This is a genomic window from Brevibacterium sp. R8603A2 (genome assembly GCF_023072605.1).
Lineage (GTDB): Bacteria > Actinomycetota > Actinomycetes > Actinomycetales > Brevibacteriaceae > Brevibacterium > Brevibacterium pityocampae.
This window is the reverse complement of record NZ_JALLGN010000001.1, coordinates 329,660-352,928: the sequence shown is the minus strand read 5'-3', so window position 1 is coordinate 352,928 and position 23,269 is coordinate 329,660. Positions and strand designations below refer to the sequence as shown.

The window sequence follows — 23,269 nt, the reverse complement described above, 5'->3', positions numbered from 1 at the left end:
TTCAGAGCGCGCGGACCCCGGGTCCGAGGTGTTCCACGACCTCGCCGAGCACCGTGCGCAGCGCCCCGATCGCCGGGGCCCGGTCCATCGAGGCGCGCCACACCAGCCGGATCGTCCGCGCGATCGTCGAGTCGGCGAGCTCGACGGCGACGAGGCCCGGGCCGAGCTCGGGGCGCCCCACCCGGGGCACGAGCGCGAGCGCCCCGGCGTGGGTGACGAACGCGAGCTGCGTGTCGTACTCGAGCGCCCAGTGCTCGATCCGCGGCTGCACGTCGGAGCCGGCGAACAGGCTCAGCAGCCAGCGGTGGCAGATCGCATTGCGCGGGGCCGAGGTCCACGTCTCCGCCCGGACGTCGGCGAGCGTCACCTGGGCGCGTCCGGCGAGCCGGTGGCCGCGGTGCATGATGACGTCGGCCGGGTCGTCGACGAGCGCGGTGGACCGCAGTGTCGCGGGCAGGTGCGTGCGCCGGTCCTCCCAGTCGAAGAGGAGCGCGGCGTCGATCCGGCCGCTGAGGAGCTTCTCGAGGAGCACGTCCGGCTCGTCCTCGATGTTCGCCACCTGGAGATCCGGGGCACGTGCAGCAAGGAGCGGGAGTGCGGGGGCGAGCAGTCCGCGCAGGCCCGTGCTCGGGCCGCCCACGGTGATGCGGCCGTTCGGCTCGGCGTCGGGGGCTCGGACCTCGGCCTGGAGCTGCTCGAGTGCGCGGAGCACGCCGGCCCCGCGGGCGCACAGCTCGCGGCCGAGGGGGTGAGCGCGATCCCGCGGCCCGTCCGCTCGGTGAGGTCGCCGCCCACCTGCCGGCCGAGCCGTCGCACCTGGTGGCTGATCGCGGCCGGCGTGTACTCGAGGGCGGCCGCGGCGGCGGTGACGGACCCGGTGGCCTCGACGGCGAGGAGAGTGCGCAGGGCGTGAACATCGATCATTGAATGATCGTAAACGGAATCAGTGAAGAACGTCAGATGGTCCTACAGTGTCCGGCGTGCGAGCCTGGATCCATGACCTCCCGCGATCGTCTCCTCGCCTGCCTCGTCGTCGTCATCTGGGGCATCAACTTCCTCTTCATCGAGCTCGGCGTCCGCGATTGGCCGCCGCTGCTCCTCGTGGCCGTCCGCTTCGTCGTCGTGGCGGTGCCGCTCGTCTTCTTCGTCCCGCGCCCCGCGGCTCCGTGGCACCGGGTCGCCGCGGTGGGCCTGCTCATGTCGGCCGGGCAGTTCGGGCTGCTCTACACCGCGATGCACTTCGGGATGACGCCCGGCCTCGCCTCGATCGTGCTCCAGGCGCAGGCGGTGTTCACCGTGCTGTTCTCCCTGCTGTTCCTCGGCGAGCGGCCCACCGTGCGTGTGCTCGTCGGCACGGGGATCGGGTGCGCCGGCCTGCTCGCGATCGCGCTCGGGCTGTCCTCCGGGGTGCCCTCCCTCGGCCTGCTGCTCACCGTCGCGGCCGCCGCGAGCTGGGGTGCGGGCAATGTCGTGGCGCGCTCCGTGCGCGCCGGCGGGCTCAGCCTCACCGTCTGGTCCGGCCTCGTCGTGCCGATCCCGCTGTTCGCCGCCTCGCTCGTCCTCGACGGTCCGGCCGCCGTCGGGGAGGCGCTGCTCCACCCCACCGTCGGGGTGCTCGCCTCCACCGCGTACACCGCCGGCTGCGCCTCGCTCATCGGCTACGTCGTGTGGAACGGGCTGCTCTCCCGGCACCGTGCCTCGGAGGTGGCGCCGTACAGCCTGCTCGTGCCGGTCGTCGCGGTGCTCGCCGCGTGGCTCGTGCTCGGCGACATCCCCACCCCGAGCGAGCTCGCCGGGGGCGCGCTGCTTCTCCTCGGCGTCGCGGTCACCTCGGGCGTGCTCCGATTCCGCCGGCGGAGGCGGGACCGGGGCGGCGGCGCGAGCGGCATCGAGCACGATGCCCCAGACGGCCCCCGGGACCGACGCCGGCGGCCCCTCCCTGGGGAGGAGCCGCCGGGGCGACGGGATCCCTGCGGCGCTCAGGCCTGAGCGGTGCCGGCCCGAGTTCCGCAGGCGCGGTGATCAGTGACGCGGTTCGATGCGTTGCTCCGCCGCGTCGTTGGCGGAGAGCTCCGGCTCCCAGCTGCCTGTGAGCAGGTACTCGACGCGCTGCGAGACGTTGACGCACTGGTCCCCGAACCGCTCGTAGTAGCGCGACAGCAGGGTGACGTCGGCGATCTGCGAGGGCGTGATCTCCGAGGAGTCGAGTTCGGAGATCATGCTGAACACGCGCAGGTGCTGCTCGTCGAGCTCCTCGTCGATCGCGGTGATCGTCGGCACCGAGTCGAGACCCGGGTTGTCGAGCAGCTGCTGGAGGGCGTGGCCGATCCGGGCCGCCGAGCGCCCCATCAGGACGAAGGTGTCGGCGAAGGCCGCGGGCACCGCGGGCTTGGGGTGGCGGATCCGCACGAGTGAGGCGATGTGACGGGCGAGGTCACCCATCCGCTCGATCGCGACGCTCATCTTGAGCGCGGAGATCACGACGCGCAGGTCGTGGGCGACCGGTGCCTGCAGGGCGAGGATCTGCGCCGCCTGCTGGTCGACGTGACGCTGGAGGTTGTCGATCGCGGCATCGCCGTCGATCACCGCCTCGGCAAGATCGAGATCATTGGTCTCGAGGGCGCGGGAGGCCTTCTCGACCGCGTCGGCCGCCTTGGTCGTCATGGTGACGAGATCGTCGGCGAGAGCATTGAGCTCGTTCTTGAAGACTTCGCGCATGGTGACGCTTCCTTTCGCAGGGTGCTGCGAACGTGAACGCGGCGTTCGCAGGAATGATTCCGGGCCGACGGCGGGTGTGCGGATCTCCGGCAGTGTCCCACGGTCCCAGGGCGGCGTGAACCGATCCTGGCCCGGAGGTGAACATCTGTCCATATGTTACTCCGGGCCGCAGCGGCCCGGACGCCGCCGTCCGTCCAGCGACTAGGCTGGACATGTGGATCTTCTGGTCGTCGCCGTCCTCACGGGCATCATCGGGCTGGGTCTCGGCATCGCCGGGATCCTCGCGTTCCGGTTCTCGGAGCGCAGCCGCAGCCCGATCGACCTCCACTCCGAGAGCGAGCTCCCCGACGGGATCGCCGAGGTGCTCGCCGTCCTGCCGAGCGCCGCGATCGTCATCGATGCCGGCGACGACGTCGTCAAGGCGTCACCGGCGGCCTACACCTACGGCCTCGTCCGCGGCCACGAGCTCGCTTCCCCGGAACTCCTCGCGGTCGTGCGCCGGGCGCGCATGCGCGGGCTCATCGAGGAGCTCGACTTCGAGCAGCAGCGCAGCTCGAACGCCCGCGTCGCCCGCCACCTCCACGCCCGGGTAGCACCCCTGGGCACGGCGTTCGTCCTCGTCCTGTGCGACGACCAGACCGAGGCGCGCCGCCTCGATGCGGTGCGCCGGGACTTCGTGGCGAACGTGTCGCACGAGCTCAAGACCCCGATCGGGGCGATCACCCTGCTCGCCGAGGCGGTCACCGACTTCGCCGACGACCCCGAGGCGGTGGGCCGGTTCGGCTCCCGCATGCAGCGCGAGTCGAAGCGGCTCGCCCAGCTCGTGCAGGAGATCATCGACCTCTCCCGGGTGCAGGACCACGAGACGCCGGCGGCCACCGAGCTCATCCCGATCGGCCGGGTGATCGAGGACGCCGTCGACCGCGCGACCACCCGGGCGGACGCGAAGAGCATCACGCTCCAGGTGGTGAGCGGCGGGGAGTGGTACGTCGAGGGCAACTTCGAGCTCCTCGTCAATGCGGTGCGCAATCTCGTCGACAACGCCATCAGCTACTCGAACGAGCGCACCCAGGTGGGGATCGGTGCGAAGCTCGACGACGGCCGGATCGCGATCGCGGTGACCGACCAGGGGATCGGGCTGAGCACCGAGGACACGGAGCGGGTGTTCGAGCGCTTCTACCGCGTGGATCCCGCGCGCTCCCGGGTGACCGGCGGGACCGGGCTCGGGCTGAGCATCGTCAAGCACATCGTCGCCACCCACGGCGGCGAGATCCGGGTGTGGAGCAAGCTCGGCCAGGGCTCGACCTTCACCATCCTCCTGCCGATCGCCGGCGGCGACGACGGACGTGCTCTCGAGCAGGCGGCCGAGCAGGGTATTTTGATCAGTACCGGACCGGACCACGAACCCGGGCCGGACCACGAGGCGGGACAGGACGCGGCCCCAGTGGCCGCGGATGCGCCCGTGGACACCACCGAGCAAAGGAAACAGACGACGTGACACGCATTCTGCTCGTCGAGGACGAGGACTCGTTCTCCGACCCGCTGTCGTACCTCCTCGGGAAGGAGGGCTACGAGGTGGTCGTCGCCGAGGACGGTCTGCAGGCGCTCGCCGAGTTCGACCGCAACGGCGCCGATCTGGTGCTGCTCGACCTCATGCTCCCCGGGGCCTCCGGCACCGAGGTGTGTCGCACCCTGCGGGCGAAGTCGAACGTCCCCATCATCATGCTCACCGCCAAGGACTCCGAGATCGACAAGGTCGTGGGGCTCGAGCTCGGGGCCGACGACTACGTCACCAAGCCGTACTCCTCGCGTGAGCTGCTCGCCCGGATCCGTGCGGTGCTGCGCCGCAATGCGGAGCCCGACGCGCTCGTCGACTCCGTGCTCGAGGCCGGCGGGGTGCGGATCGACGTCGACCGCCACGTCGCATCGGTGCGCGGCACGGAGCTGTCCCTGCCGCTCAAGGAGTTCGAGCTGCTCGAGATGCTCGTCCGCAACGCCGGGCGCGTGATGACCCGCGGCCAGCTCATCGACCGGATCTGGGGTCAGGACTACGTGGGGGACACGAAGACCCTCGATGTCCACATCAAGCGGCTGCGCGCCAAGGTCGAGGTCGCGCCCTCGGATCCCAAGCTGCTCGTCACCGTGCGGGGGCTCGGCTACAAGTTCGAGGCCTAGGAGCACACGGAGCGCAGAGAAGGCGGGCACCCGGTTCGGGTGCCCGCCTTGCTGATGCTGGGTGGAGCGCCGGGCCGTGGGCCCGCGTCCGGGAGGTGCGTCAGGGTGCCTGGGTCTCTCCGGCGCCCTGCTCCTCGGCGGCGGTCTCCTCGCCGGTGGGCTCCGCGGCCGGATCGCTGCTCGCACCGCCGGTGGGCGCGAGGTCCTGGTACTCGGGCAGGTCGGTGCCGACGACCTGCGTGCGGACAGTCTCGCTCTGGCCGTTGACGCTGACCTCGACGTCGACGAGCGAGCCGGGCTTGCCGCCGAATCCGGTCACGGTGATGGGCTCGGACTCGGATTCCGGGTTCGCGGGGTTCTGGACGAGCGTCTCGCCGGCCGGAACGCTCTCGCTGACGTCGGTGTCGCCGACCGAGATCTCGACCTGGGCGTCCTCGGTCGAGTTGTTGATGACGGTGAAGAACAGGTTCGCCTGCTCCTCGTCCTCCGCCACGAGCATGAGACCGCGGACCGCGACGTCCTCGATGTCCGTCCAGGCGCCGTCGCCGCCGTTGTACCGGTACTCATGGGTCTGCTGGGCCGAGAGCAGGGCAGCGCAGCCGCTGACGGGGATGACGAGCGCCGCGGCAGCGGCGGCCAGGGCGACACGGGTAAGCCGTTTCACGGTTCAAGCTCCTTGAAGTGGCACAACAGAATCATTCTGTATAGTACCCGGTTTTCGATCCCCTGTAGAACGGCGTCCGGCGGAGCGCGGCTGGACGCCGTACGGCACCCGGGCGGTCGCCGGGGCGTGACTCCGCTACTGCCGTTCAGACCCGCTCCGGACCTCTCACCAGGGTGAACACCAGGTGAAATCCGGACCCTACCACACGTGGAGGGAATTCTCGGCGATCTCTGTGGTGTATGTCATGGTAAACTGGAGGTCCGCGAAAGGGGTACAGGAGAATATGAGTTTTCAGGTCGGCGATACCGTTGTCTATCCTCACCACGGAGCAGCGACGGTCCAGGAAATCAAGACTCGCGCCATCAAGGGAGTGGAGAAGCTCTACCTCAAGCTGCAGGTCTCGCACGGGGATCTGACCATCGAGGTCCCGGCCGAGAACTGCGACCTGGTGGGTGTCAGGGACGTCGTCGGCGAAGAGGGCCTCGAGAAGGTCTTCAACGTGCTCCGTGCGGAGATCTCCGAGGAGCCCACGAACTGGTCCCGCCGCTACAAGGCGAATCTCGAGAAGTTCCAGTCCGGTGATGTCATCAAGGTCGCTGAGGTCGTCCGCGACCTGTGGCGCCGCGAGCAGGACCGCGGCCTCTCCACCGGGGAGAAGCGGATGCTCGCCAAGGCCCGCCAGGTGCTCGTCTCCGAGCTCGCGCTGGCGGAGAAGAAGGAAGAGGTCGAGGCCGAAGCCCTCCTGGACGAGGTCCTCGCGTCCTGAGCACCTGCGTCATCATCCCGGCCGCAGGGTCGGGGACCCGGCTCGGCAGCGATCGCCCCAAGGCCTTCGTCGCTCTCGCCGGACGGACGCTCCTCGAGCACTGCGTGCTCGGCACACTCGCCTCGGGCGCGGCCACGGACATCGTGGTCGCCGTGCCCGAGGCGCTCGTGCGTCCGGCCCAGGACATGCTCGATGCCCTGCTCGCCGGTGACGGCGCTGCTCCCGGTGCGCATGGCGTCCGGGTGCGCGTCGTCGCCGGGGGAGCGGACCGGATCGATTCCGTCGCCCGCGCGCTCGACGCCGCCGGCGACCCCGAGCTCGTGCTCGTCCACGATGCCGCGCGCTGCCTCGCCCCGCCCGAGGTGTTCGTCCGGGTCGCCGCGGCGCTCCACTCGGGGGCCAGCGCCGTCGTGCCCGTGCTCCCGATGACCGACACCGTCAAGCGCGCGGCGGAGACCGCGCCCGTGGCTCCGGCCGGCACCCGCGAGCGGCTGCTCAGCGACCTCGACCGAGGCGCGCTGCGCCGGGTGCAGACCCCGCAGGGCTTCGCCGCCTCGGTCCTCCGCGAGGCGCACCGGCTGCAGCGCACGGACCCGCTCCCGGCGGCGACCGATGACGCGCAGCTCGTCGAACGGCTCGGCTACGGCGTCGAGGCCGTCGCCGGCGACGAGCGTGCGCTGAAGATCACCCACCCGATCGATCTGCGGATCGCCGGCCTGCACCTCGCCGACGGTGCCGGGATCCGCTCGGAACAGGACCCCTCATGAGTGCGAACGAACCGGTGAATCCCGGCCCCGTGCTGCCCCGGGTGGGCATCGGGGTCGACGTCCATGGCTTCTCCGCGGATCCGGAGCGCCCGATGTGGCTCGCCGGACTGCATTGGGAAGGTGTGACCGGGCTCGAGGGGCACTCCGATTCCGATGCCGTGGCCCACGCCTGCTGCGATGCGCTGTTCTCCGCAGCCGGGATCGGCGACCTGGGCGCGCACTTCGGCACCGACCGGCCGGAGCTCGCCGGCGCCTCGGGAGCGGAGCTGCTCGCCGAGGCCGCACGGCTGGTGCGCGAGGCCGGGTTCGAGATCGGGAACGTGTCCGTGCAGGCGGTGTGCAACCGGCCCAAGATCGGCACCCGCCGGGCCGAGGCAGAAGCCGCGCTCAGCGCCGCCGCCGGTGCGCCGGTCGCGGTGTCGGGTACGACGACGGACGGCCTCGGGCTGACCGGCCGGGGCGACGGTGTCGCCGCGCTCGCCACCGCGCTCGTCCACGCTGCGCGCTGAGCCCGGGACCTGCGCAGACGTTCCGGAGTCGTTCCGGCGCGGTTTCTGCCGAGTGACCGCACCACGGTGACTCGCGAGTCGGCCCGACCGAACTGGCGCGCCTGCGGAACCTGCGTCCCGTGCAGGAGCGAGCCGGGAACCGGCTTGCCGCCCGCGGGCCGGGCGATTCAGAAGCGGGCGGCGCCGTCGTCGGTGATCCAGCCGATCGCGTGGTCGCCGTCGGCGAGCAGCAGCCGAGCCGGCGCGGAGCCGAGCTCGTCGTAGGGGGCGAACACGGAGAGCTGCGCAGTCGAGCCCACGGGGATCGGCGCCTCGGACCGGTCACCGTCCGCTGTCGAGGGTGCGGGCCCGCGAAGCGACACCTCGCGTCCGTCGTCCTGCAGGAGGCGCAGGGCATTGGAGCCGAGCAGGCCCTGCACCTCGACGGACCGGGTGGTGTGCGGGGCGCGGTCGCGGCGCAACCGCTGCAGCGGCGCGATGCGCCGCCAGCCCATCCGGCACAGCATGAGCCCGCCGACGGCGATGACTGCGGACAGGCCGAGCGCGATCGCCGTGGATCCGCTGGTCAGCGGTGCGGAGAAGATCGACACCGCGAGCGAGATCGCGACGACGAGCAGGCCGATGCCGTAGAACAGGTTCCAACCCGGCTGATTGACCTGCGCAGTGATCCACATCTGCTCGTGCCGGCTCAGCGTGTAGTCGGCGCGCGCGGACGGGCCGGATGGTCGGCCGCGACCGGTCGTGACGGGCGGGTGCTCGGAGTCGTGACGCGGGTGCTTCTCGGTGCGGTGGTCGTTCGACATGGCGCGATCCCTTCTCGTGCGACTCCCGGGGCGAGGGGCGCGACGCCCGGGGCGGGCGAGTCGACCTCGGGCCCAGTCGGCGGTCACAGGCCTGGTCTCGAGGATAACGCGCACGCGCCCTGGAGGATTCCCGACCGGCGCCGGGCGAGCGGGATCTGCGGATTCCCGCACCCCGGCGCCTCGGACGCGGCACGTCCGTTCCGCGCCGGCTCCGGCAGAGACCCTGTTCCGCAAGAGTGGGGCTTTCGGCGGAGAGTGGTGGCGTTGATGCCACCACTCTCCGCCGAAAGCCCCACAATCACCTGAGCTGCGGGGCCGAGGAGCGTGCTCGTGCCCTGCTGCGGCTCAGCTCGGGCGGTGGGCGGCTGCCGCCTCGGTGAAGACCCGCTCGCCGAGCGGGCGGAAGTCGACGCCGTTGGGCTCGTACCAGTCGTCGAAGTCGGTGAGCTCCCCGTCGTCGGTGTAGCCGAGTTCCTCGACGACCCCGGTCCACTTCTCCGCGGACGCCTCCATCTGTTCGCGGATGTCCTCCGGCAGCCGGCCCTCGGCGATGAGGTCGTCGACGAGCTGCTCCTGGACATCGGACATGACCTTCTCGGCTTCCGGGTCCATGTCGGTGAACTCGCCTCCGGCCTCGGTCGCGTCGATGACCGCTTGTCGCTGGGCATCCAGGGTGCTCTGGATGATGCCGTGGAAGTGGTCGACCTCGCCATCGAACAGGATCTGCTGGTAGGCGAGAGGAAGGTTCTCGAACGAGGAGCCGGCGACGTGGGCCGCCGTCGCCGAACCGGTCATCCGGGAGTCGGCGAAGGTCGAGACGTGCGGGGCGACCTCGAGCAGACCGGTCGAGCCGGCGACCTGCGGCTGCACGAAGGTGCAGTCCACGGTGCCGCGCTGCAGGGCCTCGAAGGTCTCGCCGTATTCCATCGAGACCGGGCTCGCCTGGAGCGCCTCTGCGATCGCGGTGTGCGCGGTGCCGGCGATCCGCATCTGACGGCCGTTCCAGTCGTCGAGCGAGGAGCCGGTGTCGCGGCACGCGGTCCAGTAGTCGCCGGAGTTCATGAGCGGCGACAGCGGAGTGAGTCCCTTCTCCTTGAAGGACTCGAGGTGCTCCGAGGTGTTCCACCCGAGCTCGGCCATCATCGCCGTCGAGATCGCCTCGCCCGTGAGCGGCGCGGGGGTCGAGTACTGGGTGATCTTGCTGAAGGCGTCGATCGTGGGGAATTCTTCCGGGAAATAGATCGCGGCGTGGAACGCGAGATCGACCCGACCGTCGACGAGTGCGTCCTCGAGCTCGGTATAGCTGGCGATCGCCTGACCCCACACGATCTCGAGGGTGATCTTTCCGTCCGAACGCTCCTCGACGTATTCCTTGAATCGGAGCGCGCTGGCCGCGGTCTCGGATTCCTGTGAGCTCGCGCCCGGCTGGTAGGTCAGGGTGACCGGGTCGAGATCGGCGATCGCGGCGTTGATCTCCTCCTGCGAGGCGCCGTACTCGAATCCCTCACCGCCGCCCTGGCCGCCGCCGCCACCGCCTCCGCCGGCGGAGCCGGCGCACCCGCTCAGGAGCGCGAGCGCGGCTCCGGCGGCGAGCGCCGGGACAGCACGGCAGGTGCGGGCGGAGGTGGACGTGGCGGCAACGGAGCCCCGGCCGGTGCGGGTGAACATGGTCCTGAGTCGATTCATCGTCGGTCCTGCTTCTCTGGGTCCCGAGGGTCGTCGTGTCCCGAGGGGTCGGCCCGGGCGAGGGAGCCCGGAACGCACGCCGATGTGCGTTGAAGAGAGCCTAGCGATTGATCGTTCAGTTTTGAAGATGCTGTTCTGCATGCTGGACACGGGGTGCCGGCTGGGGAAACGCGTGCGCGGGCCGGGGCGGCAGCCCCCGGCAGAACTGTGGGGCTTTCGGACGAGAGTTGGGGCATTATTGTCACCACTCTTGTCCGAAAGCCCCACTGTTGCGCTGTGTCGGTGCTGCGCGGTGTCGCGGCATCGGCCCCGGGGCTACCCCGCCGTCAGCGGGGCGCGGCCGGGCCGCTCACTCCCCGCGGTCGATCCACTCCTGGAGGTGCGGCTTCTCCTCACCGATCCGGGTGGCGTCGCCGTGCCCGGTGAGCACCACGGTCTCTCCCGGCAGGGTGAACAGCTTCTCGCTGATCGACTCGATGATCGTGTCGAAGCTCGAGTACGAGCGGCCCGTCGCGCCCGGCCCACCCTGGAACAGGGTGTCTCCGGAGAGGAGGATCGGCATCTCGCCCGCGGCGTCCACCCCCGGCAGGCCGGCGGCCGACAGCCCGGACTCCGCGTAGAAGCACGTCGAGCCCGGCGAGTGGCCGGGGGTGTGGATCGCCCGCAGGGCGACCCCGGCGACGGTGAGCTCCTGGCCGTCGGAGAGGTCCTCGTCGGGCTCCGTGTCCGGGTACACCATGTCCCAGAGCACCCGGTCCTCCGGATTGAGGAGCACCGGCGGACCGCCGAGCAGCCGCTGCGTCTCCGCGACCGCGCGGATGTGGTCGTCGTGGCCGTGGGTGAGGACGATCGCCCTCACCGTGCGACCGGCGACCGCCTCGACGACGGCCTCGGGGGAGTGCGCCGGGTCGAACACGATGACCTCGGAGTCGTCCCCGACGATCCAGACGTTATTGTCGACCTCCCAGGTCCCGCCGTCGAGCGAGAACGTCCCGGAGGTCACGAGATGATCGATGCGCGCGCTCATCAGAACTCCACCACCGATCGCAGGACCTCGCCGCGGCCCATCTTGGCGAACGCGTCCTCGACCCCGTCGATCGAGATGCGCTCGGTGACGAACTTCTCCAGCGGCAGGCGGCCCTGCTTGTAGAGGTCGACGAGCATGGGGAAGTCGCGGTCCGGCAGGCAGTCGCCGTACCACGAGGACTTGAGCGAGCCGCCGCGGCCGAACACGTCCGCGAGCGGCACGGACAGCTCCATCTCCGGGGTCGGCACGCCGACGAGCACGACGGTGCCGGCGAGGTCGCGGGCGTAGAACGCCTGCCGCCAGGTCTCCGGGCGGCCGACGGCGTCGATGACGACGTCGGCGCCGAAGCCGCCGGTGAGCTCCTGCACGGCGCTCACCACGCCGTCCTCGTCGAGGTCCTTCGACACGATGGTGTCGGTGGCGCCGAGCTCCTTCGCCGCCGCGAGCTTCTTCTCGTCGAAGTCGATCGCGATGATCGGCGAGGCGCCGGCGAGGTGCGCGCCGGCGATCGCGGCGTTGCCCACGCCGCCGCAGCCGATGACCGCCACGGACTTGCCGCGGGTGACCTGCCCGGTGTTGATCGCCGCGCCGATCCCGGCCATGACGCCGCAGCCGAGCAGACCGACGACGGAGGGGTCGGACTCCTCGACCTTGGTGCACTGGCCGGCGGCCACCAGTGTCTTCTCCGCGAAGGAGCCGATCCCGAGGGCGGCCTCGAGCTCGGTGCCGTCGGTGAGCGTCATCTTCTGGGTCGCGTTGTGGGTGTCGAAGCAGTACCACGGCTCGCCCCGGCGGCACGCGCGGCAGTCGCCGCAGATCGCTCGCCAGTTGAGGACGACGAAGTCGCCCACCTCGACCGAATCGACGCCCTCGCCGACCTCGGAGACGACGCCGGCGGACTCGTGGCCGAGGAGGAACGGGTAGTCGTCGCTGATCCCGCCCTCGCGGTAGTGGAAGTCGGTGTGGCAGACACCGCACGACTTGACGTCGACGACGACCTCGCCGGGACCGGGATCGGGGATCACGATGTCCGTGACCTCCACCGGAGCTCCCTTCGACATCGCGACGATTCCCTTGACTGTGGTGGGCATGGGGCCTCCGTTCGCGCAAGCATGCGCGGTCGATGATGTGTCTGTCGCCAGTCTAGGGGCCGTGGGAGGGGCGCGGAAGGTGCGGAGCCGAGGCGCACTGGTGAGGGGGCGCGGAAGGTGCGGTGACCGCCGGATGGGAGCGGGCGCCACGACGGCGAGGAGGACAACGCGTCAACAGATGTTGACGAACGACAGCTGTCAACATATATTGACAGCATGGCAGATCGAACGCTCACCGCCGTCGCCGGCGACACCGCGGACCCGATCCGGGGTCTGCGGGCGGTCGCCGAGCTGCGGACCCTCACCGACTCCCTCGAGCTCGCGCAGGTCGAGTCCGCCCTCGGGCAGGGCATGACCTGGCAGCAGATCGCCGATGCGCTCGGCGTGTCCAAGCAGGCGGTTCACCGCAAGTACCGTTCGCGGGTCGCCCCCGCACTCCTCAGACGATCCGGAGGCAAGAGATGAACTCCTTCAACCGTGCGATGTCCATCAGCGGCGCGGCCTGGTTCGAGACCATGCGCGAGCACCGTGCCGAGCTCGACATCGAGCATCTGCTCCTCGGCCTCCTCGGCGCCGGCGGCGGACCGGCCCAGACCCTCGCCGCGCACGGCGTCACCCTCGCGCGTGCACGTCGGGCGGTGACCGCGGTGAGGGCTGAGCGTCTGGGCGACATCGGCATCGACCCCACCACTGTGCCCGTCCGCGACGTCCGCGACATGGCGGGGCTCACCGCCCGCGAGGTGGGGGACCTGCCGATGTCCCGAGCGGCCCGGGAGGTGCTGTCCCAGGGTCCCGGCTGGAACCCGTTCTCCTCCGGGGAGCGCCGCCGACGGCGACGCCTCCGGGGCGCCGACTTCGAGACCGGGATCCTCCGCGATCTCCTCGCCGAGCCCTCCGGCCGGATCGCTGCGATCATCGAACACTGCGGGGCATCGGTCGCAGCACTCCGGGCCGACGCGACGGGCGGTCCCGTGAGCGGGACCGGGCGCGGCGTTCGTCGCGCGTCCCCCGGCGTCCCGCGTCCGGCGCGGGTGCTGCCCGGGTGTTGGCCCGGCGGCGAACCCGCCGCGGCGATCGCGCAGAGCCACTTCGTGTCCGCCGACCCCGCGCGCGTCCGGGCCGTTCTCGAGGACCCCGAGCAGATCCGGCGGATCGTCGGCGGCGGAGGCGTCTTCCGCGTCGACCGGCAGCCCGACCCGCTGGGGGCCATCGCCTGGAGGGTGGTCTTCAGCGGCGAGGAGGTCGACGGAAAGGTCCCCGGTCCGGCCGATCAGGTCACCGGCTACGAGCGCTTCGAGCTCATGCCGGTCCCCGGCGGGACGGTCGTGCTCTACGAGACCGCGCGGCGCACCTACGGCCGCACCGCGCGGCTGTGGGCGCTCGTCGCCCGGTACAGCCTCCGCTTCGCGCCCCGGCACCGGCTCCTGCTCCTGTCCGACGCCTGCGCGCGCGGCGAGGACGAATAGTCGTGCGCGCGGTGCGGGCCGGCGCCGGGCCCCGGCATGTGCCTCGGGCCCGGACCGCCCGCACGGACCTGTCCGCGGTTCTCGCTAGACTCTGAGCGTGACCATTCAGCTGTACAACACCGCCACCCGCACCATCGAGCCCTTCCGTTCCGTCGTCGACGGCCGGGTGGGGATCTACGTGTGCGGGGCGACGGTGCAGGGCGCACCGCACATCGGGCACATGCGCTCGGCCGTGGTGTTCGACCAGTTGCGCCGCTGGCTCGGCTACCGCGGCTATGACGTCACGCTCGTCCGCAACGTCACCGACATCGACGACAAGATCCTCAGCAAGTCGGTCGAGGAGGGCCGGTCCTGGTGGGCGCACGCCTACCACTACGAGCAGGTCTTCACCGCCGCCTACGACCGGATGGGCGTACTGCGCCCCAGCTACGAGCCGCGCGCCACCGGCCACATCACGGAGATGGTCGAACTCATCTCCCGCCTCCTCGAAGCCGGGCTGGCCTACGAGGCGCTCGACGGCTCCGGCGACGTCTACTTCGCCGCGGGCGCCTGGCCGGAGTACGGCGCACTCACCAACCAGCGGCTCGAGGACATGTCCGACGCCGCCGACGCCCCACTGCGCGGGAAGAAGGACCCGCGGGACTTCGCGCTGTGGAAGGCCCACAAGCCCGAGGACCCGGAGTCCGCCTCGTGGCCCACCCCGTGGGGCCGCGGCCGGCCGGGCTGGCACATCGAGTGCTCGGCGATGTCGACGAAGTACCTCGGCGCCGAGTTCGACATCCACGGCGGCGGCCTCGACCTCCGCTTCCCGCACCACGAGAACGAGCTCGCCCAGTCCCGCGCCGCCGGGGACCCCTTCGCCCGGGTGTGGATGCACTCGGGGCTGCTCAACGTCGGCGGGGACAAGATGTCGAAGTCGCTCGGCAACTCGATCTTCGCCCACGCGCTGTTCGACCGCTTCCCGGCGATCACCGTGCGCTACTTCCTCTCCACCGCCCACTACCGCTCGGTGCTCGAGTTCTCCGAGGGGCTCGTCGCCCAGCAGCAGGCCGCGCTCGAACGGTTCACGAACTTCCTCGACCGCGCCCGGCGGCTGCTCGGTGAGGACGCGCCGCCCGTGCCCGAGGCCGCCGCCGGCTACCGCGACCGGGTGGTCGACGTGCCGGACGAGTTCGCCGCCGCGATGGACGAGGACCTGTCGATCCCGCGCGCACTCGCCGTCGCCTTCGACCGGGTGGGCGAGGGCAACCGGCAGCTCGAGACGGCCGGCACCGCGCCGGACGCTGATACCAGGGCCGGCCTCGCACGGATCGTCGCGGAGATCGAGCTCATGCTCGACATCCTCGGGGTCAACCCGACCTCGCCGGTCTGGGCGAGCGCCTCGGCCCAGGACGACGCCGCGACCCGTGCCCTCGACTCCCTCGTCTCCGAGCTCGCCGCCGAACGGCTGGCGGCGAAGGGGGAGAAGGACTACGCTCGCGCCGATGCCATCCGCGACCGGCTCACCGCAGCCGGGATCGCCATCGAGGACACTCCGGGAGGATTCCGCTGGGCGCTCGCCGACTGACGGCGCCGACCCCGCTCCGATCTCCCACCACCACCGGCCGATCCCGCTACCGGGACGGTCGACACCAATGATCCGGCACCGCTGAACAGACAGGACCCCCGATATGCCACCGAAGTCACGCGGCGGAGCGATCCGCAAGCCCGGCAAGGGCCCCACGAAGGGCTCCGGCGGCCAGGGCCGGCGCAAGCTCGAGGGCAAGGGCCCCACCCCGCGCGCCGAGGACCGCGTCTACCACAAGGCGCACAAGGAGGCGCAGGCCAAGAAGGCGCGCCAGACCGCGCAGGCCAAGCGCAAGAAGCGCGAGGCCGGGGCCGACGTCGTCGCAGGCCGGAACTCCGTGCTCGAGGCGCTGCGCGAGGGCGTGCCCGCCACCGCGCTGTTCGTCGGCCAGCGGATCGACGCCGACGACCGCGTCAAGGAGTCGATCGCACTCGCCGCCGAACGCGGCATCTCCATGCTCGAGGCGAGCAAGCCCGACCTCGACCGGCTCACCGACGACGCCATCCACCAGGGCATCGCCCTGCAGGTGCCGTCCTACGACTACGCCCACCCCGACGACCTGCTCGCGCTCGCCGCGGACCGGTTCGAGACCCCGCTGCTCGTCGCGCTCGACGGCATCACCGACCCGCGCAACCTCGGGGCGATCGTCCGCTCCACCGCGGCGTTCGGCGGCCACGGCGTGATCATCCCCGAGCGCCGCTCGGCGAGCATGACCGCGGCGGCCTGGAAGACCTCGGCCGGGGCGGCCTCGCGGATCCCGGTGGCCCGCGTGGTCAACCTCGCCCGCGCGCTCCAGGACCTCAAGAAGCAGGGCGTGTTCGTCCTCGGACTCGACATGGACGGCGACGTCGAACTGCCGGAGCTCGAGCTCGCGAGCTCGCCGGTGTGCATCGTCGTCGGCTCGGAGGGCAAGGGCGTGTCGCGACTCGTCGGCGACCTCTGCGACCAGATCGTGTCGATCCCGATCCAGGCGAGCACCGAATCGCTCAACGCCGGCATCGCCGCCGCCGTCACCCTCTACGAGGTCGCCCGCACGCGCTCCCGGGAGAGCTGAGCGGGGGCGCGCAGCCGGGCGACTGCTCAGCGCACGTCGCGCGGGAGCACCGGGTCTGCTCCGTCCGTCGTGCCGGCAGCCCGGTTCTCCTTCGGCAGCGCGCCGAGGGAGACGGTGATGATCACCGCCATGACCATCGCCGCGGAGATCACCCACATGCCCGCGGTCTGCGAACCGGTCGCATCGGCGAGGAAGCCGGTGATGTACGGGGCGAAGAAGCCCGAGGCGTTGCCCACCGAGTTGATGAGCGCCACGCCCGCGGCCGCCGCGGCTCCGGAGAGGAACGCGGTGGGCAGCGGCCAGAAGGTCGCGAGCGAGCCCATGACGCCGCAGGCGAAGATCGACACGAACACCATGGCGAGGAAGGGCGAGCCGACGTAGGCGGTGATCGGGATGGTGATCGCGGCGATGATCGCCGGAGCGGCGACGTGCCACACGCGCTCTTCGGTGCGGTCGCCGTGGCGCGCCCAGAAGATCATGAAGACCGCGGCGAAGGTGAAGGGCACTGCGGTGAGGAGGCCCTTCTCCCAGATCGAGTACTCGACGCCGAAGCGCTCCTGGAAGCCCTCGATGATCGTCGGCAGGAAGAAGCTGATCGCGTAGAGGCCATAGACCACGCCGAAGTACACGAAGGCGAGCGCCCACACGCGGCCGGAGGTCAGCGACTTGCGCAGCGGCACGTGGAAGCGGGCAGCGGTGTCCGACTCTTCGCGCTCCATCTCGGCCTTGAGCCATTCCCGCTCGTCGTCGGCGAGCCACTTCGCGTCCTGCGGCCGGTCGGTGAGGAAGAACCAGCAGATGATGCCGAGCAGGATCGCCGGGAGGCCCTCGATGAGGAACATGAAGCGCCAGCCGGACATCCCCCAGAGCATCTCGTGGCCGTGCTCGATGAGGAGCGCGGACACCGGGGCGCCGATCACGCTCGACAGCGGGATCGCGACCATGAAGTAGGCGACGGCCTTGGCGCGCTCGGACTTGGGGAACCAGAAGGTCAGGTAGAGGATGATGCCCGGGAAGAAGCCCGCCTCGGCGATGCCGAGGAGGAAGCGGAGGATGATGAGCCACCACTCGCCGGTGATGCCCATCCAGCTCGTCGTCGGCACGAAGGCCATCGCGGCCGCGATCGCACCCCAGGTGACGAGGATGCGGGCGATCCAGCGGCGGGCTCCGAACCGGTGGAGGGCGAGGTTCGACGGGACCTCGAGCAGGAGGTAGCCGGCGAAGAAGATGCCCGAGGCGAGTCCGAACATCGTCTGGGTCAGGCCCAGTTCGTCGTTCATGCCGTTGGGGCCGGCGAATCCGATGTTGGTCCGGTCGAGGTAGTTGATGAAGTAGAGGAGCCCGAGGAACGGGGTCAGTCGCAGCGCGACCTTGCGCAGTGTGCGCTTGCGCAGCTCGGCATTCGCTGCCGGATCCGCGGGGGCGGCGGGGGTGGATGAGGACACCGGATCTCCTTGCGTGCGATGGACCGCGTCTCGTCGGTGAGGGGCTCGGGCCACGAGCTCAGCAGTGAGATTCGGTCAGAACTGTGTCAGGTCTACACGTCCGGCCACTCCGTGTCCAGCGTATGCACAGCTTGTGTCCGAATCGTGAGATCCCGGCTCCGGTGCGGGGCGGAGAATCGGCGGTGCCCGGGGAGGTGCCCCCGCCTCGGGTCCGGGGGCGATCCGGGGCCCGGCCCGCCGTGCGGACCGGGCCGACGGCCTCACACCCGCGGGGAGAAGCGTCCGTCCTGGGCCATCCAGCCGCCGTCGACGAGCAGCGAGTGGCCGGTGACGAAGCTCGAGGCGTCCGAGCACAGGAACAGCACCGGCCCGGCGATCTCGTGGAGGATCCCCCAGCGGCCGAGTGCGGTCTTCTCCGCGTAGGCGTTCCACCACTCCTCGTCGGACTTGATCTGCACGGTGAGCGGGGTCTCGAAGGGGCCGGGGAGGATCGAGTTGACGCGCACCCCGGACGGTCCGAGCTCGCTCGCGAGCGTCTTCGTCAGCTGCACGACGCCGGCCTTGGCCGCAGCGTAGAGGCCCTGGCCAGGCTCGACGACGATCGCCCGGAAGGAGGAGAAGGTGACGATCGAGCCGCGTCCGCGCTCGGCCATCTCCGCCCCGAAGCCGCGCATGAGGCGGTAGGTGCCCTTGAGGTTGATGTCGATGACGCGGTCGAACTCCTCGTCGGTGGTCGACAGCATCCGCTTCCGGATGTTGAGACCCGGGGTCATGACGAGCGCGGCGGCGTCGGCGTGGGCGGCGACGATGGCCTCGACCGATTCGGTCGAGGTGACGTCGAGCGCGGCCGCCTTGGCCGAACCCCCGCGGGCGGCAATGAGCTCGACGGTGCTCTGCGCCCCCGCCTCGTCGAGGTCGGCGCAGACGACGTGGGCGCCGGCATCCGCGATGCCGAGGGCGGACGACTGTCCGAGCCCGGAGGCGCTGCCGACGACGACGACGGTGCGGCCGCCGAGGTCGAACAGGGCGGGGATGGAGGGGAATTCGGGTGCGTCGGTCATGGTCTGCCTTTCGTCGGAGTGGTGCTGCCGGGATGGTGGTGCTGATGAGGTGCGGTGCTGCTGAAGTGGTGTGGTGTGGAAGAGGGTGGTGCGGAATCCAATCTGCACTGTATCCCCGCCCGGCGGTGGACGGCGTACCGAACTGCGCGGTATCCCGTGATGCACGCATCATTGCGCGCCGCTGGTGGGATACCGCGCAGTACGATTCCGGGCCGCCGGCCCGGCCCCGGCCCGCTTCTGCCGAGATCGCGAACTCCGGCGGATCCGCTCTCAGGAACCTTCGGAAATTGACGTCTGGGGTGGGGAGTCTACGGGGTGGGGGAGTCGGGGTCGGCGGTGCGCAGTGCCTGGAGGGCTCCGGTGCTCGGCTCGCGGAGGTAGGCCTCCTCGCGCGGGTGCGCGGGCAGCACGGTGTCGACGTAGGACCGGATCGCCTCCGGCGTGGAGACGTCGTGCCCGGCGTTCTCCGACAGGTACCAGCGGTGGTCGAGGAACTCGTGGAACAGCTGTGCGGGCTCGAGCCGGTCGGCGTACTCCGCCGGCACCGCGTCGAGCACGGGCCGGTACACATCGGTCATCCACGCCGTCGCGGAGTCGTGCTCGTCCTCATCGGTGCGGCCGGTCGCCATCCGGTAGCTGTCGAGGTCGTTGAGCATGCGCCGGGCCTGGTTGTCCTGCGCGCCGATCCCCGTCAGCCGGCGCAGGCGGCGGGTGTGGTGGCCCGGCTCCACCACCTTCGGCTCGATCCGGGTGGTGACCCCGTCGAGGTCGGTGGTGACGGTGAGCTCACCCAGATCGAAGCCGATCTCGTTGAGCCGGCGCACCCGGTCGTCGACCCGCCACCGGTCGTCCATCGAGAACTCCTCGGGTCCGGTGAGCTCCTCCCACAGCTCCCGGTAGCGCTCGAGCAGCCGGTTGCTCACCGCGAGCGGGTCGACCGAGGCGTCGACGAGCCCGCCGGCCTGGAGGTCGAGGAAGTCCCCGGCGATATTCGTGCGCGCCAGCTCGAGGTCGTGCTCGCGCTGCCCGTCGGACAGCTGCGCGTGGAGCTCCCCGGTCTCCGCGTCGACGAGGTAGGCGGCGAAGGCGTCGGCGTCGCGCCGGAACAGCGCATTGGACAGGGACACGTCGCCCCAGAAGAACCCAGCGAGGTGGAGGCGGACGAGGAGCACGGCGAGCGCGTCGACGAGCCGGCGGGCGACCGCGGCGGCGAGGTCCTGGCTGAACAGCGCCCGGTACGGCAGCGAGTAGCGCAGGTGCGGGGTGAGCAGCGCGCCGGGCAGGCGCTCGCCGTCGGGGGTGCAGCGCCCGGTGATGTAGCCCAGCGGTGCGACGGCGGGGACGTCGAGCTGGCTGAGCACCTGGAGCAGGTCGTGCTCGCGCTCGGCGATCGGGTCCTCGGTCTCCTTGACCGCGACGACCACGCCGGCGAGCTCGACGAACCGCACGACGTGCCGGGAGATGCCCCGCGGCAGGCCGACGAGCAGCTCGCGCGGCCAGTCGGCGAGCGGGACGCGCCACGGCAGCGTGGCGATCGCGCTGCCGAGCCGGTCGGCGGTGATGTTCATGGGGCCATCATCTCAGTGCAGGAGTCCAGGGGCGAGGCCGTGCGAGCAGGTGGGGCACTGCCCTGTCCCCGGCCGCGCGGCTCAGCGCAGCTGCCCGAACTCCTCGGGACCGTGCACCGCGACGAGCCGGCCGGAGTCGAGCACGGCGATCCGGTCGGCCACCGCCACCGCGTCCGCCGCCGAGGTGGTGGCGTACAGAGTGGTGATGCCGAGCTCCTGCTGCAGGGTGCGGATCTGGTCGCGGGTGGTGTCGCGCACCTCGGGGGCGAGGTTGGCCAGCGGCTCGTCCATGACGAACACGCGCGGATTGCGCACGAGCGCCCGGGCGAGCGCGACCTTCTGGCGCTGCAGGCCGTCGAGCTCGTCGTGGCGGGCGCGGAGCAGCCCGCTGAGGCCCAGGCGGGCGGCGGCATCGGTGACCCGTCGGTCGATCTCGTCCTCGTTGATCCCGGTGAGCCGGAGCGCGAAGCCCATGTTCTCCGCGACGTCCATGTGCGGGTAGAGGGCGTAGTTCTCGAAGGCGAGCGTGACGTCGCGGTCGCTCGTCGGGACCTTCGACACGTCCTGGCCGCCGATCTCGATCGTGCCGCCGGCCGGCCGCTCGGTGCCGTGGATCATCCGCAGCACGGTCGACTTCCCGCAACCGGCGGGGCCGAGGAGGACGAAGAACTCGCCGTCGCGCACATGGAAGGACACACCGTCGACCGAGGCGTGCGCGGTCGCCGGGTAGCGGTGGGCGACGTCGGTCAGGGTGACCGTGGACATGCAGGCGGGTCTCCTTCAGCAGGTGGCACGAGCGGGGGCCTGCTCGTCTCCGACAGGCATCGTTGCAGGTGGATCGGTATGTGGTGCGGAACATCCCCACCGTAGGATAGGCGTATGAGAGTTCGCCTGGAAGACGTCGCGGCCGCCGCCGAGGTGTCGGTCACCACGGTGTCGCGCGTGCTCTCCGGACGCGGTCCCGTGGCCGCTCCGACCCGGGACCGGGTGCTCCGCGCACTCGACCGGGTGGGCTACACCCGCTCGACCCTGCTGCACAGCAGCGTGGCCCGGCTCGTCGTCGTGGGCGCCCCGGAATCGCCTGAGCACTGGCAGCTCGAGGTGTGCCGGGGCGTGTCCGATCGCCTCCAGGCGGAGGGCGTGCTCACCGCCTCGGCGTTCCTCCAGCCCGACCTCGCCGACGTCCGCGCCGGCGCCGAGGCCGGTGCCGCCACCGTCGTCACCCCGACCTTCACCGCCCTCGACGTCGACGTCCCGGTGGTGCGCTTCGCCGAGGCGACGGTGAAGTCCCCGGCCTCCGCGCCGGCGGGCGGTCCGCGGGTGGGCGGGGAGTGGATCGCTGCCCGCATCGACCTCACCGGCGGCCTCACGCTCGCCTTCGAGCACCTCACCGCGCTCGGGCACCGGCGGATCGGGCTCGTGTGCAACGAGGCCGGGGCGCTCGCCGAGCAGCTGCAGGAGCGGTTCCTCGCCGAGCACCCTGCGCGCGGTCTGACGTCCCGGCTCGACGGCTGGATCGCCGCCGTCCCCAAGTCGTACTCCGGCGGCATCGAGGCCGCGGTGCGGCTGCGCGACGCCACCTGCACCGCGGTCATCGTGCAGAGCGCCCTGCAGCTCTACGGCGTGTTCGCCGCGATGCGCCAGCGGCGGCTCGTCGTGCCCCGCGACCTGTCGGTGGTGGGCTTCGGCGACTCCTCGACCATGCGCTACACCGCCCCGCCGGCGACGGTGCTCGGGCTCGACAGCCCGGGCATGATCCGGGCGCTCGCCGCCGGGGTGCGCACCGTGCTCGACCTCCCCGGGGAGCGCATGCGCTCCGTGCCCCCGAACTTCCGGCCCGTGCTCCTCGCCCGCGCCTCGACCGCGGCGGCCCGCTCGTGATGCGCACGGACGTCTCGCTGGCCCGCATCGCGGAGGTGTCCGGCCGCTCGGAGTCGACGGTGTCCCGGGTGCTGCGTCGGGCGCCCGGGGTGTCGGCCGAGGCGCGCCGCGCCGTCGAGGTGGCGCTGCGCACCCTCGGGGTGAGCGGTGCGGAGGCCGCACCGAGCGACCGCGGGATCATCGCCGTGGTCCAGGCCGTCGTGCTCGGCGCCGACGTCGACGCCTTCGAGTCCCTGTTCCTCGAGATGGTGCGCCGGATCTACCGCGTGGGCCGGGTGGCGCTGCGCGTGACCACCGGGCCCGAGCTCGAATCCTCGGCGACCCGGCTGCAGGAGTTCGGGATCGTCGGCGCGGTGGTGCTCGGCGGGCAGTCGGCCGGGCCCGAGGCGAAGCGGCTCGCGGCGCTCAACATCCCGGTCATGCGCGTGTCGAACGCCCGCCACGAGGGGACGGGCCAGATCGTCCTCGACGCCACCCAGGGGATCGACACCGCCGTGCGGCACCTCGTGCACCTGGGGCACCGGCGGATCGGCATCGCGGTGCCGGAGGACTCCGCGGCGGCGAGCCGGGTGGCGGCGTACCGGCGGTCGATGGCAGATCTGCTCCACATCCCCGCCACCCGGGACCAGGCGCCGGTGGCGCAGGCCGGTCCCGGGATCCTCGCCGGCTCCCAGGCGGCCGAGCGCCTCCTCCAGGCGAACTGCTCGGCGGTCATCAGCTGCTCCCCGGCGATCACCTTCGGCGTCCTCGAGTCCGCGCGCCGCGCCGGGCTCGACGTGCCGCGCGACCTCTCGCTGCTCACCGTGGGGGAGATGCCGGATGCCGATGTCGTCCACCCGCCGCTGTCCCAGGTGACCTTCGACTGGTCGCAGCTCGCGCAGACGGCGATCGGCGAGCTCGAGCGGCTCATCGCCGGCGCGCGCACCCTGCCGGACTACTCGGTGACCCCGGAGCTCGTGCTCCGCTCCTCCGAGCTGCCGGTCCGCACCCGGTAGCGCGGCGGGCGCGGCGGCATCGTGGC

23 protein-coding genes are annotated in these 23,269 nt (G+C 71.4%); 12 read left to right on the top strand and 11 right to left on the bottom strand.

From position 1 onward, the window contains the following. Nucleotide 1 precedes the first annotated feature (1 nt). Nucleotides 2-712 carry a LysR substrate-binding domain-containing protein gene (locus MTQ12_RS01570; protein WP_247423391.1) on the bottom strand — a complete coding sequence of 237 codons (711 nt, stop codon included), beginning with the start codon at nt 710-712 and terminating at the stop codon, nt 2-4. 284 nt (nt 713-996) lie between these two features. On the opposite strand from MTQ12_RS01570, the gene MTQ12_RS01565 reads away from it, so the two are divergent. After that, a complete protein-coding gene (locus MTQ12_RS01565; RefSeq protein ID WP_247423388.1) occupies nt 997-1,989 on the top strand; it encodes an EamA family transporter in 993 nt (330 codons plus the stop codon). Between the two features lie 33 nt (nt 1,990-2,022). On the opposite strand, the gene phoU is transcribed toward MTQ12_RS01565, so the two are convergent. Next, nucleotides 2,023-2,718 carry a phosphate signaling complex protein PhoU gene (gene phoU / locus MTQ12_RS01560; RefSeq protein ID WP_247423385.1) on the bottom strand — a complete coding sequence of 232 codons (696 nt, stop codon included), beginning with the start codon at nt 2,716-2,718 and terminating at the stop codon, nt 2,023-2,025. A gap of 214 nt (nt 2,719-2,932) precedes the next feature. Here phoU and MTQ12_RS01555 point away from each other — a divergent pair, with 214 nt between their 5' ends. Further along, on the top strand, nt 2,933-4,216 hold the full coding sequence (locus tag MTQ12_RS01555) for an ATP-binding protein (RefSeq protein ID WP_137318870.1): 1,284 nt from the start codon (nt 2,933-2,935) through the stop codon (nt 4,214-4,216). Continuing rightward, nucleotides 4,213-4,893 carry a response regulator transcription factor gene (locus tag MTQ12_RS01550; protein ID WP_137318871.1) on the top strand — a complete coding sequence of 227 codons (681 nt, stop codon included), beginning with the start codon at nt 4,213-4,215 and terminating at the stop codon, nt 4,891-4,893. The genes MTQ12_RS01555 and MTQ12_RS01550 overlap by 4 nt, the downstream gene beginning before the upstream one ends. Nucleotides 4,894-4,993: 100 nt before the next feature. On the opposite strand, the gene MTQ12_RS01545 is transcribed toward MTQ12_RS01550, so the two are convergent. Continuing rightward, a complete protein-coding gene (locus MTQ12_RS01545) occupies nt 4,994-5,557 on the bottom strand; it encodes a hypothetical protein (RefSeq protein WP_137318872.1) in 564 nt (187 codons plus the stop codon). A 283-nt stretch (nt 5,558-5,840) separates the two neighbouring features. On the opposite strand from MTQ12_RS01545, the gene MTQ12_RS01540 reads away from it, so the two are divergent. The 3 genes from MTQ12_RS01540 to ispF are packed head-to-tail and all read left to right on the top strand — an operon-like array spanning nt 5,841 to nt 7,599. Beyond that, nucleotides 5,841-6,323 (top strand): CarD family transcriptional regulator, encoded by a 483-nt coding sequence (locus tag MTQ12_RS01540; protein ID WP_137318873.1) that lies wholly within the window; start codon nt 5,841-5,843, stop codon nt 6,321-6,323. After that, nucleotides 6,320-7,090: a 2-C-methyl-D-erythritol 4-phosphate cytidylyltransferase gene (gene ispD / locus MTQ12_RS01535; protein ID WP_247423646.1), complete on the top strand. Its 771-nt coding sequence runs from the start codon at nt 6,320-6,322 to the stop codon at nt 7,088-7,090. The genes MTQ12_RS01540 and ispD overlap by 4 nt, the downstream gene beginning before the upstream one ends. Continuing rightward, complete coding sequence (gene ispF / locus MTQ12_RS01530; RefSeq protein ID WP_137318874.1) at nt 7,087-7,599, top strand: 2-C-methyl-D-erythritol 2,4-cyclodiphosphate synthase; 513 nt, start codon at nt 7,087-7,089, stop codon at nt 7,597-7,599. The genes ispD and ispF overlap by 4 nt, the downstream gene beginning before the upstream one ends. Nucleotides 7,600-7,766: 167 nt before the next feature. On the opposite strand, the gene MTQ12_RS01525 is transcribed toward ispF, so the two are convergent. From MTQ12_RS01525 to MTQ12_RS01510, 4 genes are all read right to left on the bottom strand, one after another. After that, nucleotides 7,767-8,402, bottom strand: a complete 636-nt coding sequence (locus tag MTQ12_RS01525; RefSeq protein ID WP_137318875.1) for a hypothetical protein — start codon at nt 8,400-8,402, stop codon at nt 7,767-7,769. Between the two features lie 345 nt (nt 8,403-8,747). Beyond that, nucleotides 8,748-10,070 carry a TRAP transporter substrate-binding protein DctP gene (dctP, locus tag MTQ12_RS01520; RefSeq protein WP_247423383.1) on the bottom strand — a complete coding sequence of 441 codons (1,323 nt, stop codon included), beginning with the start codon at nt 10,068-10,070 and terminating at the stop codon, nt 8,748-8,750. 367 nt (nt 10,071-10,437) lie between these two features. Next, entirely contained in the window at nt 10,438-11,115 is a 678-nt protein-coding gene (locus MTQ12_RS01515; protein WP_247423381.1) for an MBL fold metallo-hydrolase, read from the bottom strand. Beyond that, the gene (locus MTQ12_RS01510; protein ID WP_137318878.1) at nt 11,115-12,206 is read right to left on the bottom strand and encodes an S-(hydroxymethyl)mycothiol dehydrogenase; all 1,092 of its coding nucleotides are present in this window, start codon (nt 12,204-12,206) and stop codon (nt 11,115-11,117) included. Before MTQ12_RS01510 ends, MTQ12_RS01515 begins: the two co-directional genes overlap by 1 nt. Before the next feature lie 216 nt (nt 12,207-12,422). Here MTQ12_RS01510 and MTQ12_RS01505 point away from each other — a divergent pair, with 216 nt between their 5' ends. From MTQ12_RS01505 to rlmB, 4 genes are all read left to right on the top strand, one after another. Beyond that, complete coding sequence (locus MTQ12_RS01505; protein ID WP_101653266.1) at nt 12,423-12,671, top strand: hypothetical protein; 249 nt, start codon at nt 12,423-12,425, stop codon at nt 12,669-12,671. Next, complete coding sequence (locus MTQ12_RS01500) at nt 12,668-13,672, top strand: Clp protease N-terminal domain-containing protein (protein ID WP_247423379.1); 1,005 nt, start codon at nt 12,668-12,670, stop codon at nt 13,670-13,672. Before MTQ12_RS01505 ends, MTQ12_RS01500 begins: the two co-directional genes overlap by 4 nt. A 97-nt stretch (nt 13,673-13,769) precedes the next feature. After that, the gene (cysS, locus tag MTQ12_RS01495; RefSeq protein WP_247423377.1) at nt 13,770-15,239 is read left to right on the top strand and encodes a cysteine--tRNA ligase; all 1,470 of its coding nucleotides are present in this window, start codon (nt 13,770-13,772) and stop codon (nt 15,237-15,239) included. 103 nt (nt 15,240-15,342) lie between these two features. After that, the gene (rlmB, locus tag MTQ12_RS01490) at nt 15,343-16,293 is read left to right on the top strand and encodes a 23S rRNA (guanosine(2251)-2'-O)-methyltransferase RlmB (protein WP_247423375.1); all 951 of its coding nucleotides are present in this window, start codon (nt 15,343-15,345) and stop codon (nt 16,291-16,293) included. A gap of 26 nt (nt 16,294-16,319) precedes the next feature. Here the strand turns inward: rlmB and MTQ12_RS01485 are convergent, their stop codons facing one another. The 4 genes from MTQ12_RS01485 to MTQ12_RS01470 all read right to left on the bottom strand — a co-directional run bounded on the left by MTQ12_RS01485 (nt 16,320) and on the right by MTQ12_RS01470 (nt 21,132). Further along, the gene (locus MTQ12_RS01485) at nt 16,320-17,738 is read right to left on the bottom strand and encodes an MFS transporter (protein WP_247423372.1); all 1,419 of its coding nucleotides are present in this window, start codon (nt 17,736-17,738) and stop codon (nt 16,320-16,322) included. A 260-nt stretch (nt 17,739-17,998) separates the two neighbouring features. Next, nucleotides 17,999-18,799 carry an SDR family oxidoreductase gene (locus MTQ12_RS01480; RefSeq protein ID WP_247423369.1) on the bottom strand — a complete coding sequence of 267 codons (801 nt, stop codon included), beginning with the start codon at nt 18,797-18,799 and terminating at the stop codon, nt 17,999-18,001. Between the two features lie 308 nt (nt 18,800-19,107). Continuing rightward, nucleotides 19,108-20,367: a DUF4032 domain-containing protein gene (locus MTQ12_RS01475; RefSeq protein WP_247423367.1), complete on the bottom strand. Its 1,260-nt coding sequence runs from the start codon at nt 20,365-20,367 to the stop codon at nt 19,108-19,110. A gap of 81 nt (nt 20,368-20,448) precedes the next feature. Beyond that, the gene (locus MTQ12_RS01470; RefSeq protein ID WP_137318884.1) at nt 20,449-21,132 is read right to left on the bottom strand and encodes an ABC transporter ATP-binding protein; all 684 of its coding nucleotides are present in this window, start codon (nt 21,130-21,132) and stop codon (nt 20,449-20,451) included. Between the two features lie 114 nt (nt 21,133-21,246). On the opposite strand from MTQ12_RS01470, the gene MTQ12_RS01465 reads away from it, so the two are divergent. Together MTQ12_RS01465 and MTQ12_RS01460 are read left to right on the top strand one after the other, a co-directional pair. Next, entirely contained in the window at nt 21,247-22,248 is a 1,002-nt protein-coding gene (locus MTQ12_RS01465) for a LacI family DNA-binding transcriptional regulator (protein WP_137318885.1), read from the top strand. Further along, nucleotides 22,248-23,243, top strand: coding sequence for a LacI family DNA-binding transcriptional regulator (locus MTQ12_RS01460; RefSeq protein WP_247423365.1), 996 nt, complete (start codon nt 22,248-22,250; stop codon nt 23,241-23,243). The genes MTQ12_RS01465 and MTQ12_RS01460 overlap by 1 nt, the downstream gene beginning before the upstream one ends. Nucleotides 23,244-23,269 lie beyond the last annotated feature (26 nt).

Excerpts from the sequence above, each read along its gene's own strand:
- MTQ12_RS01565 (WP_247423388.1), top strand. The coding sequence starts at position 997 with ATGACCTCCCGCGATCGTCTCCTCGCCTGCCTCGTCGTCGTCATCTGG.
- phoU (WP_247423385.1), bottom strand. The coding sequence starts at position 2,718 with ATGCGCGAAGTCTTCAAGAACGAGCTCAATGCTCTCGCCGACGATCTC.
- MTQ12_RS01540 (WP_137318873.1), top strand. The coding sequence starts at position 5,841 with ATGAGTTTTCAGGTCGGCGATACCGTTGTCTATCCTCACCACGGAGCA.
- ispF (WP_137318874.1), top strand. The coding sequence starts at position 7,087 with ATGAGTGCGAACGAACCGGTGAATCCCGGCCCCGTGCTGCCCCGGGTG.
- MTQ12_RS01525 (WP_137318875.1), bottom strand. The coding sequence starts at position 8,402 with ATGTCGAACGACCACCGCACCGAGAAGCACCCGCGTCACGACTCCGAG.
- dctP (WP_247423383.1), bottom strand. The coding sequence starts at position 10,070 with ATGTTCACCCGCACCGGCCGGGGCTCCGTTGCCGCCACGTCCACCTCC.
- MTQ12_RS01515 (WP_247423381.1), bottom strand. The coding sequence starts at position 11,115 with ATGAGCGCGCGCATCGATCATCTCGTGACCTCCGGGACGTTCTCGCTC.
- MTQ12_RS01510 (WP_137318878.1), bottom strand. The coding sequence starts at position 12,206 with ATGCCCACCACAGTCAAGGGAATCGTCGCGATGTCGAAGGGAGCTCCG.
- MTQ12_RS01505 (WP_101653266.1), top strand. The coding sequence starts at position 12,423 with ATGGCAGATCGAACGCTCACCGCCGTCGCCGGCGACACCGCGGACCCG.
- MTQ12_RS01500 (WP_247423379.1), top strand. The coding sequence starts at position 12,668 with ATGAACTCCTTCAACCGTGCGATGTCCATCAGCGGCGCGGCCTGGTTC.
- rlmB (WP_247423375.1), top strand. The coding sequence starts at position 15,343 with ATGCCACCGAAGTCACGCGGCGGAGCGATCCGCAAGCCCGGCAAGGGC.
- MTQ12_RS01480 (WP_247423369.1), bottom strand. The coding sequence starts at position 18,799 with ATGACCGACGCACCCGAATTCCCCTCCATCCCCGCCCTGTTCGACCTC.
- MTQ12_RS01475 (WP_247423367.1), bottom strand. The coding sequence starts at position 20,367 with ATGAACATCACCGCCGACCGGCTCGGCAGCGCGATCGCCACGCTGCCG.
- MTQ12_RS01470 (WP_137318884.1), bottom strand. The coding sequence starts at position 21,132 with ATGTCCACGGTCACCCTGACCGACGTCGCCCACCGCTACCCGGCGACC.
- MTQ12_RS01465 (WP_137318885.1), top strand. The coding sequence starts at position 21,247 with ATGAGAGTTCGCCTGGAAGACGTCGCGGCCGCCGCCGAGGTGTCGGTC.
- MTQ12_RS01460 (WP_247423365.1), top strand. The coding sequence starts at position 22,248 with ATGCGCACGGACGTCTCGCTGGCCCGCATCGCGGAGGTGTCCGGCCGC.